Origin of the sequence: Pseudomonas sp. SBT1-2 (assembly GCF_028640875.1) — a bacterium.
GTDB lineage: Bacteria > Pseudomonadota > Gammaproteobacteria > Pseudomonadales > Pseudomonadaceae > Aquipseudomonas > Aquipseudomonas chlororaphis_I.
This window is the reverse complement of record NZ_JAQZAA010000036.1, coordinates 24,043-33,095: the sequence shown is the minus strand read 5'-3', so window position 1 is coordinate 33,095 and position 9,053 is coordinate 24,043. Positions and strand designations below refer to the sequence as shown.

The window sequence follows — 9,053 nt, the reverse complement described above, 5'->3', positions numbered from 1 at the left end:
GTCAGCACTGACAGCGGCCTTTTCGCTTAGCGGGAAAGACTCAGGCGCGGCTCAATACACCAGCCGCCTGCTTCTCCAGCTTGCGTCGACGGGCCACCAGCAGGCCCGCCGCGATCACGATGATGCTCAGCAGGCCGGTGGCGATGATTTCCATACGGTGCCCTTCCTGAAACAGCATGATGGTCAGCACCCCGACGATGAACACAATCACCGCGTAGGTCAGGCCCGGGAACAGCCACATCCGGTAGGCGATCTTCTCGCCGGCCGCGGTGCGTTTCTGGCGCATGCGCAGTTGCGATACCGCGATCACCAGGTACACCAGCAAGGCGATGGCGCCGGAGCTGGCCAGCAGGAAATTGAACACCGCGGCTGGTGCTACATAGTTGGCGAATACCGCGAGGAAAGCCGCGGCGGTAGACAGGATCACCGCCCAGTAAGGCGTGCCACTGCTGTTGGTACGCTTGGAAGCGGCCGGGGCGTCGCCACGCTTGCCCAGGGAGAACAGCATGCGCGAGGCGGTGTAGAGCGCCGAGTTCAGGCAACTGGTCACCGCCACCAGCACCACCAGGTCGACGATCAGCTTGGCGTTGGGGATGCCCATGCGATCGAGCACGGTCTGGTAGGAACCGACCTGGGCCAGGCTTGGGTCATTCCATGGCACCAGCGACACGACGATAAAGATCGACACCAGGTAGAACAGGCCGATCCGCCAGATCACCGAGTTGGTGGCTTTGCTGATCTGCTGGCCCGGGTTCTTCGATTCGGCGGCGGCGATGGTGACGATCTCGGTGCCCATGAACGAGAACATGGTGGTCAGCATGGCGGCGAGTACCGCGCCCATGCCGTTGGGCAAAAAGCCCTGGGTATCGAACAGGTGCGAGACGCCGCTGACATTGCTGGTCGGCAGCAGGCCGAAGATCGCCAACAGGCCGAGCACCACGAAACCGATGATCGCCACGACCTTGATCAGGGCGAACCAGAACTCGAACTCACCGTAGTTCTTCACGCTGAACAGGTTGGTCGCGGTCAGCAGCAAGGTGATCACCAGGGTGAACGCCCAGATCGCGATATCGGGAAACCAGGCATGCAGGATGGTCGCGGCGGCGTTGGCCTCCAGCGGAATCACCAGCACCCAGAACCACCAGTACAGCCAACCGATGGTGAAACCGGCCCAGTGGCCGATGGCACGGTCGGCATAAGTCGAGAAGGAACCCGTGTCCGGCGAGGCGACGGCCATTTCGGCCAGCATGCGCATCACCAGCACTACCAGGGTGCCCGCGGCCGCATAGGCCAGCAGCACGGCAGGGCCGGCTTCGGCGATGGCGTGGCCGGAACCGACGAACAGCCCGGCACCGATTACCCCGGCGATCGACAGCATGGTCACATGCCGCGGTTTGAGCCCCTGTTCGAGGTCATTGGAGGTCTGCGTACTGCTCATTGAAACTACCTTTGCGAAGAAAGCGAAAGCGTCCACCCGGTCTGGATGTTCTTTCTCGTAAAAAGAATCCAACAGGGCGTTCTTTATTTCTTACGCAAGATTTGCGCCAAAATGTTACAGGCTCCCAGCCGGCGCGGCCTGCGAAGGCGACCGGCGGGTGAGCGTAAGTCCTTGAGATTAATGGCCTTGCGCCAGAACGTTACCGCACCACCCATTTGTAGAACGAACCAGCGCACCAGAAACACACACAAAAAGTGTGCGGCGCACAAATAGAGGGCGGATACGCAACCTTTGGCCGTTTTACCCTTCCAACACCCGGCCAAAGCTGGCACCATCGCGCCTTTTTTTACGCGACACCCGCTGGGAACAGGGTTCAAACGGGCGTTCGGTTGTTGATGGGGCGACAGTCTGCTGTGCCGATGCGACAACCTGTCACACGCCGTCTGCTTACACCCTGAAGCGCTGTTGGCTGTCATTCGAACGCTATGCTAGGTTGGCGCCTCGCCAGGAAAGCCGCTACCAGCAGGAGCGCAATGAACTCATGAGGACCGCACATGGCTGAGGCCACGCCCGCGCTTGAAATCCGCAACTTGCACAAACGCTACGGCTCGCTGGAGGTACTCAAGGGTGTCTCGCTGACCGCACGCGACGGCGATGTGATCTCGATCCTGGGTTCCTCCGGTTCCGGCAAGTCCACCTTCCTGCGTTGCATCAACCTCCTGGAAAACCCGCACCAGGGCCAGATCCTGGTGGCCGGTGAAGAACTCAAGCTCAAGGCCGCCAAGAACGGTGAACTGGTCGCCGCCGACGGCAAGCAGATCAACCGCCTGCGCAGCGAAATCGGCTTCGTGTTCCAGAACTTCAACCTCTGGCCGCACATGAGCGTGCTCGACAACATCATCGAGGCCCCGCGCCGGGTGCTTGGCCAGAGCAAGGCCGAAGCCATCGAAGTGGCCGAAGCGCTGCTGGCCAAGGTCGGTATCGCCGACAAGCGCCACGCCTACCCGGCCCAGCTCTCCGGCGGCCAGCAGCAACGCGCCGCCATCGCCCGCACCCTGGCGATGCAGCCCAAAGTCATCCTGTTCGACGAGCCGACCTCGGCACTGGACCCGGAAATGGTCCAGGAAGTGCTCAACGTGATCCGCGCCCTGGCCGAAGAAGGCCGGACCATGCTGCTGGTCACCCACGAAATGAGCTTTGCCCGTCAGGTCTCCAGTGAAGTGGTGTTCCTGCACCAGGGCCTGGTGGAAGAGCAAGGATCGCCACAGCAGGTGTTCGAGAACCCGCTTTCGGCGCGCTGCAAACAATTCATGTCCAGCAACCGCTAACGGAGCAACACGCATGCAGAGCTATAAGAAATTCCTCCTGGCCGCTGCCGCCACTCTGGTGTTCTCGGCCAATGCGATGGCCGCCGACAAACTGAAGATGGGCATCGAAGCGGCCTACCCGCCGTTCAACAACAAGGATGCCAGCGGCCAGGTCGTCGGCTTCGACAAAGATATCGGCGATGCCCTGTGCGCCAAGATGAAAGTCGAGTGCGAAGTGGTCACCTCCGACTGGGACGGCATCATCCCGGCCCTGAACGCCAAGAAGTTCGACTTCCTGATCTCCTCGATGTCGATCACCGACGAGCGCAAGCAGGCGGTGGACTTCACCGACCCGTACTACTCCAACAAGCTGCAGTTCATCGCCCCTAAAGACAAGGCCGACTTCAAGACCGACAAGGCTTCCCTCAAGGGCAAGATCATCGGTGCACAGCGTGCCACCCTGGCCGGCACCTGGCTGGAAGACAACCTGGGCGACGACATCACCATCAAGCTCTACGACACCCAGGAAAACGCCTTCCTCGACCTGACTTCGGGCCGCCTGGACGCGATCCTGGCCGACAAGTACGTCAACTACGAGTGGCTGAAAAGCGAAGCGGGCAAGCCTTACGAGTTCAAGGGCGACCCGGTTGAAGAAAGCGACAAGATCGGCATCGCCGTGCGCAAGAACGATCCGATCCGCGAGAAGCTCAACGCCGCGCTGAAAGAAATCGTGGCCGACGGCACCTACAAGAAGATCAACGACAAGTACTTCCCGTTCAGCATCTACTGATACTGACTGGCCTGCCCGGCGCCCTCCCCCGAGGGCGCCGGTCCTTAGCAAAGCCTGCCGCGACTTGAATAACCATCCATGAATATCGATCTCTACGGATTCGGCCCGGCGCTCGCCGCTGGCGCGCTGATGACCGTCAAGCTGGCTCTTTCCGCGCTGTGCCTGGGGCTGGTGCTCGGCCTGCTCGGCGCCTTGGCCAAGACTTCCCCGTACAAGCCGCTGCAATGGCTTGGCGGCACCTATTCGACCCTGGTGCGCGGCGTTCCCGAGCTGCTCTGGGTGCTGCTGATCTACTTCGGCACCGTCAACCTGATGCGCGCCCTGGGTGAGTTCTTCGGCAACCCGGAGCTGGAACTCAACGCCTTCGCCGCCGGGGTCATCGCCCTCGGCCTGTGCTTCGGCGCCTACGCCACCGAAGTGTTCCGTGGCGCGATCCTCGCCATCCCCAAGGGCCATCGTGAGGCCGGCGTGGCCCTGGGCCTGTCGAAATGGCGGATCTTCACCAAGCTGATCATGCCGCAGATGTGGCGCATCGCCCTGCCGGGCCTGGGCAACCTGTTCATGATCCTGATGAAGGACACCGCGCTGGTGTCGGTGATCGGCCTGGAAGAAATCATGCGTCACTCGCAGATCGCCGTGACCGTGTCCAAGCAACCCTTCACCTTCTATATGGTGGCGGCCTTCATGTACCTGGGCCTGACCGTGCTGGCCATGACCGGCATGCATTTCCTGGAAAAACGCGCCGCACGCGGCTTCGCGAGGAGCGCCCAATGAACTGGGAAGTGATCATCAAGTGGCTGCCCAAGCTGGCCCAGGGCGCCACGCTGACCCTGGAACTGGTGGCCATCGCGGTCATCGCCGGCCTGCTGCTGGCCATTCCGCTGGGCATCGCCCGCTCGTCGCGCCTGTGGTACGTGCGCGCCCTGCCCTATGCCTACATTTTCTTCTTCCGCGGCACGCCACTGCTGGTGCAGCTGTTCCTGGTCTACTACGGCCTGGCGCAGTTCGACGCGGTGCGTAACAGCGCGATGTGGCCATACCTGCGCGATCCGTTCTGGTGCGCCACCGCCACCATGACCCTGCACACCGCGGCCTATATCGCCGAGATCCTGCGCGGGGCGATCCAGGCCATCCCGCCGGGCGAGATCGAAGCGGCGCGGGCGCTGGGCATGTCCAAGCCCAAGGCGCTGTTCTACATCATCCTGCCGCGGGCCGCGCGCATCGGCCTACCGGCCTACAGCAACGAAGTGATCCTGATGCTCAAGGCCAGCGCCCTGGCCAGTACCGTGACCCTGCTGGAACTGACCGGCATGGCCCGCACCATCATCGCCCGCACCTACCTGCCGGTGGAGATCTTCTTCGCCGCCGGGGTGTTCTACCTGCTGATGTCTTACGTGCTGGTGCAAGGCTTCAAGCTGCTGGAACGCTGGCTGCGCGTCGAGCAATGCCAAGGCCGCTGAACCCTTCGCTCCTACCGGCGCCCCGCTAACCTGTAGGAGCGAGCTTGCTCGCGATTGCCATCCCCCAGACACCGCCGAGCCCGCCATGCCCTCCATCCTCCAAGGCCCCGAACTCCTCACCCGCTTCCAGGCCCTGGACCGCTTCCTGCTCGACCATCAACAGCTCTGGCGTCCGCGCCCCTTCACCGAGCTGCAGCTGCCCTGGGAAGCCCGGCACCACGAACTCGCCCAGTGGCTGCGCCAGCGCAGCCTGGACGACGCCGAGGCCAGCCATAACCACCCCGAGTTGCTCGATGCTCCCGCGCCCTTCCCCGATCTGGCACGGACCGCCGCTGCGCTGGGTGCCGTGGCCGAGCTGCCGACGCACGAAGTGCCTGCCGCCCGCCAACGCCTCAACGTCGATGTGCCCGGGCGCAAATGGCAACAGATCGAAGCCTTCGCCGCCTGCCTGGAGTTCACCCAGGCACCCGGCCACTGGCTGGACTGGTGTTCGGGCAAGGGCCACCTCGGCCGCCGCCTGCTGCAACCCGGGCAACAGCTGACCTGCCTGGAATACGACCCGGCCCTGGTCGCCAGCGGCCGGCAACTGAGCGAACACCATCGGCTGCCGGCCAGCCACCTGCAGCAGGACGTACTCGCCGCCGACGCCGCTGTCCGCCTGAGCGCCGAACACACACCGGTGGCCTTGCACGCCTGTGGTGACCTGCATGTGCGCCTGATGCGACTGGCCAGCGAGTGCGGCTGTCGCCAACTGGCCATCGCACCCTGCTGCTACAACCGCATCCACCACGCCGAGTACCAGCCGCTTTCCGGCCCGGCCAAGGGCTCGACGCTGCAACTGTCCCTCGACGACCTCGGCCTGCCCCTGAGCGAGACCGTCACCGCCGGCGCCCGGGTACGCCGCCAGCGCGACAGCTCCATGGCCCGGCGCCTGGCCTTCGACCTGCTGCAACGCCGGCTGCGCGGGGTCGATGAATACCTGCCCACCCCGTCGCTGCCCGCCAGCTGGCTGGACAAACCCTTCGCCGACTACTGCCGCGACCTGGCCGCCCTCAAGCACTTATCCACAGTCGGCTCGCAGGACTGGCCGGCGCTGGAAGCCGCCGGCTGGCAGCGCCTGGCCCAGGTGCGCAACCTGGAGCTGCTGCGCGGCCTGTTCCGTCGGCCATTGGAGCTGTGGCTGGTGCTCGATCGCGGGCTGTTTTTGCAGGAACAGGGTTACCGCGTGCAACTGGGCCTGTTCTGCCCGGCACCGCTCACCCCACGCAACCTGATGCTACTGGCGGAACGTGGATAACTTGGATCCATCACCCCACCCAGCCTGTGGATAACTCTGTTGATGAATTCCTGCCAAAGCCACTGAAAGTGCCTGCTACAGCACTAATCCACAGCTGGTCATTTTTTGTTCATAAAAATAAATCAACGAAAAAACAGCCAGTTGCGGCGAACTGAGAACGGATCCACAAAATCGGCCGTAATCGCCGTGCAACCGCCATCGATTGTGCATAAGCATTAATACCAAAGGACATAACCGCCGAAAACCGGCACCTGGCAGGCAGCAAATTGCGCCGGTTGGCGGCGCTTGTTATACAGACGCAGGCGCTCGCGGGCGCGTCCGAGCCAGAACCTTTGTGACTGACGGGAAAAGACAGTGACGTTCATTTCTTATGCACAGAATTTCGAAGACATCCGCCTGTGGCGCGCGCTCAAACATGTCGAAAAAGGCTTCTACATCGACGTCGGCGCCAACCACCCCACCGCCGACTCCGTGACCCGCGCCTTCTACGACCGTGGCTGGAGCGGGATCAACGTCGAACCGGTACCCAGCTATTACGACGCCCTGTGCCAGGAGCGCCCCCGGGACACCAACCTGCAATGCGCAGCCGGCGACAACGCCGAGGCCCTGACCTTCTACGGTATCGCCGACACCGGCCTGTCCACCCTCGACCCCGCCATCGCCCAGCAGCACAAGGACGCCGGCATGCCGGTGCAGACTCAGATCGTCAGCTCGCGCACCCTGAGCGATATCTGCGAGGCTCATGTCGACGGCCCGATCCATTTCCTCAAGATCGACGTCGAAGGCCACGAAGAAACCGTGCTGCGCAGCATGGACTTCAGCCGCTGGCGACCGTGGATCCTGCTGATCGAAACCCCGTGGAACCGCGACCAGGCCTGGGAACCCCTGGTTACCGGCGCCGGCTATCACCCGGTGGTATTCGACGGCCTCAATACCTTCTACCTGGCCGAAGAACACCTGAACCTCAAGGGCGCCTTCGACATCCCGCCGTGCAACCTCGACGAATTCCAGTTCAACCCCGGCCACCGCTTCGTCGCCCCCGCCACCGACCTGGAACAGGCCCTGATCGCCGAACGCCAACGCGCCGACCGCGCCGAAGCCGAACTGCACGCCCTGCGCAACAGCCGCTCATGGCGCGCCATCGAAAAACTCAAGAAAGTGCTGGTGCGCGGCGGACGTCACTGAGAGCGTCAATCAAGCAATAGCCTCATGCTGCGCTGTGACTGCTTGACTCACACGTTCCCCGCGGGCTTGCAAAAACAGTCTCGGCGGCCGAGTATTTCCGCCTACCTCAGCTCGAACAGGGATATGTTTCAGCGAGGCGTTATCAGGCACATACGGTCACAAGGACGAGACGACCATGACTTCTTTTTGCCAGCAAACGCGGCACGGCTCTCAGGCTGGGTGTCTATCGCAGCATCTGGACAGCGTGAGTCATCCCAAGGCCCCACCTCTCCTCGCTACGCTCCCTGCTTCGCGTAAACCAAACTCGCCACGTACTCAATCCCTTCTGCCCGACCTGACACGGAGCCCGATATGAGCGGGAAACCTGCAGCTCGCGTTACCGACCCTACCGCCTGCCCACTACCCGGCCACGGTACCAATCCAATCGCCTCGGGCTCCCCCGACGTACTGTTCGACGGACTACCGGCCGCTCGCCTGGATGACCCTTCAGCATGCGGAGGAAAGCTGTCCGGAAACCTCTCGGCGACAGTGTTCATAAACGGGAAAAACGCAGCAACGGTCGATAGCCTCGGCACCCATGGCAACGTAGTGATCGGTGGCTCCGGGACAATCATCATTGGCGATACCTTCGTCCCCAGCCCCATGGCACCGATCCAGGGCATGGGCACAAGTCCATTCAAAGGCCGCTTCCGGGTGTTCGACAGAGAAACCGGCAAGGCCATCGCCGGCCAACAAGTGCGTATCAGCTCCAGCAGCGGAGAGTCGATACAAACTACCGATGCAGAAGGCTACACATCCTGGGTGAACAACGATCAGCCGGAAACACTGAAGTTCGACCTGATCTATGGAGATGATCAATGAGTGGTGATAACCCCTTGTCGACCGGCGGCATGTCAGCACCAGGGCAGACAACGGATGTAGGCCTGACAAAACCCAGACTCGCCCCTGGAGACAAAAAAGTTCTCTGCTCGGCGGCCTGTTACTGCCAGGCAACACCTAACGTAGCGGTGGACGGCAAAAACCTTAAACAGCAGTGCGTTGCCGCGCGCCTGAACGGGCTGGACAAAATCCTTATGGGGCGAAGCCCGCTGAAGCCGGAAGTCAGCTACGACATGACCAAAAAGCCGCCCGTTCCGATCATGGACAGCCAGAGTGGCGACAACCCTCATAGCTGGATCCCCGGCTGGATCAAGAAATACTGGGATCAGGACCCAGATCACCCACCATTCGAAGCAGGCACGGGCATGATTCGCCGACCAGACGTCGTCATCGTGAATGACCCGAGAAAACCTCCGACCCAAGACAACATCAAACAGGTTGTGGAAATGAAGTTTCCACCCGATTCTCCAAACACGAAACAGACGGCTGAATACGCGAAAATTGCAGGGGGCAGCAATAAGGTGGTCACCCTCGATGCCAGAGAATGCGACTGCACCCAGGAAGAGCAAACTTCTAGAGTCCCGTCTGAAGAGCTGGGGTGGGCCGCAGCGATTGCAGCCGCCGCCGCGTGGCTACTGAGCCGCGGCAAGACGCCTGTCCCGAGATTCCCGGTACCCGCCGGCGCCATGTGATTTAA

The 9,053-nt window shown here is 62.2% G+C and carries 9 protein-coding genes; 8 read left to right on the top strand and 1 reads right to left on the bottom strand.

The window, feature by feature from the left end; translation table 11 throughout:
* Positions 1-40: 40 nt before the first annotated feature.
* Positions 41-1,438, bottom strand: a complete 1,398-nt coding sequence (gabP, locus tag PVZ78_RS03725) for a GABA permease (protein ID WP_009046515.1) — start codon at positions 1,436-1,438, stop codon at positions 41-43.
* A gap of 554 nt (positions 1,439-1,992) precedes the next feature.
* On the opposite strand from gabP, the gene PVZ78_RS03720 reads away from it, so the two are divergent.
* The 8 genes from PVZ78_RS03720 (at position 1,993) to PVZ78_RS03685 (ending at position 9,048) form a co-directional block, all read left to right on the top strand.
* On the top strand, positions 1,993-2,766 hold the full coding sequence (locus PVZ78_RS03720) for an ABC transporter ATP-binding protein (RefSeq protein WP_009046514.1): 774 nt from the start codon (positions 1,993-1,995) through the stop codon (positions 2,764-2,766).
* 13 nt (positions 2,767-2,779) lie between these two features.
* Positions 2,780-3,535, top strand: a complete 756-nt coding sequence (locus PVZ78_RS03715; RefSeq protein ID WP_009046513.1) for an ABC transporter substrate-binding protein — start codon at positions 2,780-2,782, stop codon at positions 3,533-3,535.
* A gap of 78 nt (positions 3,536-3,613) precedes the next feature.
* Positions 3,614-4,309, top strand: a complete 696-nt coding sequence (locus tag PVZ78_RS03710; RefSeq protein WP_092306006.1) for an ABC transporter permease — start codon at positions 3,614-3,616, stop codon at positions 4,307-4,309.
* Positions 4,306-4,995, top strand: a complete 690-nt coding sequence (locus tag PVZ78_RS03705) for an ABC transporter permease (protein ID WP_007922607.1) — start codon at positions 4,306-4,308, stop codon at positions 4,993-4,995. Before PVZ78_RS03710 ends, PVZ78_RS03705 begins: the two co-directional genes overlap by 4 nt.
* An 85-nt stretch (positions 4,996-5,080) precedes the next feature.
* On the top strand, positions 5,081-6,292 hold the full coding sequence (locus tag PVZ78_RS03700; RefSeq protein WP_273828244.1) for a methyltransferase: 1,212 nt from the start codon (positions 5,081-5,083) through the stop codon (positions 6,290-6,292).
* Positions 6,293-6,646: 354 nt separating this feature from the next.
* The gene (locus tag PVZ78_RS03695) at positions 6,647-7,477 is read left to right on the top strand and encodes an FkbM family methyltransferase (RefSeq protein ID WP_273828243.1); all 831 of its coding nucleotides are present in this window, start codon (positions 6,647-6,649) and stop codon (positions 7,475-7,477) included.
* 351 nt (positions 7,478-7,828) lie between these two features.
* Complete coding sequence (locus tag PVZ78_RS03690) at positions 7,829-8,338, top strand: PAAR domain-containing protein (RefSeq protein ID WP_273828242.1); 510 nt, start codon at positions 7,829-7,831, stop codon at positions 8,336-8,338.
* On the top strand, positions 8,335-9,048 hold the full coding sequence (locus tag PVZ78_RS03685) for a VRR-NUC domain-containing protein (RefSeq protein WP_039967602.1): 714 nt from the start codon (positions 8,335-8,337) through the stop codon (positions 9,046-9,048). Before PVZ78_RS03690 ends, PVZ78_RS03685 begins: the two co-directional genes overlap by 4 nt.
* The last annotated feature ends 5 nt before the right edge of the window (positions 9,049-9,053 follow it).

What these genes read in the sequence shown, in the direction of transcription:
- gabP (WP_009046515.1), bottom strand. Translation starts at nt 1,438, where the DNA reads ATGAGCAGTACGCAGACCTCCAATGACCTCGAACAGGGGCTCAAACCG.
- PVZ78_RS03720 (WP_009046514.1), top strand. Translation starts at nt 1,993, where the DNA reads ATGGCTGAGGCCACGCCCGCGCTTGAAATCCGCAACTTGCACAAACGC.
- PVZ78_RS03715 (WP_009046513.1), top strand. Translation starts at nt 2,780, where the DNA reads ATGCAGAGCTATAAGAAATTCCTCCTGGCCGCTGCCGCCACTCTGGTG.
- PVZ78_RS03710 (WP_092306006.1), top strand. Translation starts at nt 3,614, where the DNA reads ATGAATATCGATCTCTACGGATTCGGCCCGGCGCTCGCCGCTGGCGCG.
- PVZ78_RS03705 (WP_007922607.1), top strand. Translation starts at nt 4,306, where the DNA reads ATGAACTGGGAAGTGATCATCAAGTGGCTGCCCAAGCTGGCCCAGGGC.
- PVZ78_RS03700 (WP_273828244.1), top strand. Translation starts at nt 5,081, where the DNA reads ATGCCCTCCATCCTCCAAGGCCCCGAACTCCTCACCCGCTTCCAGGCC.
- PVZ78_RS03690 (WP_273828242.1), top strand. Translation starts at nt 7,829, where the DNA reads ATGAGCGGGAAACCTGCAGCTCGCGTTACCGACCCTACCGCCTGCCCA.
- PVZ78_RS03685 (WP_039967602.1), top strand. Translation starts at nt 8,335, where the DNA reads ATGAGTGGTGATAACCCCTTGTCGACCGGCGGCATGTCAGCACCAGGG.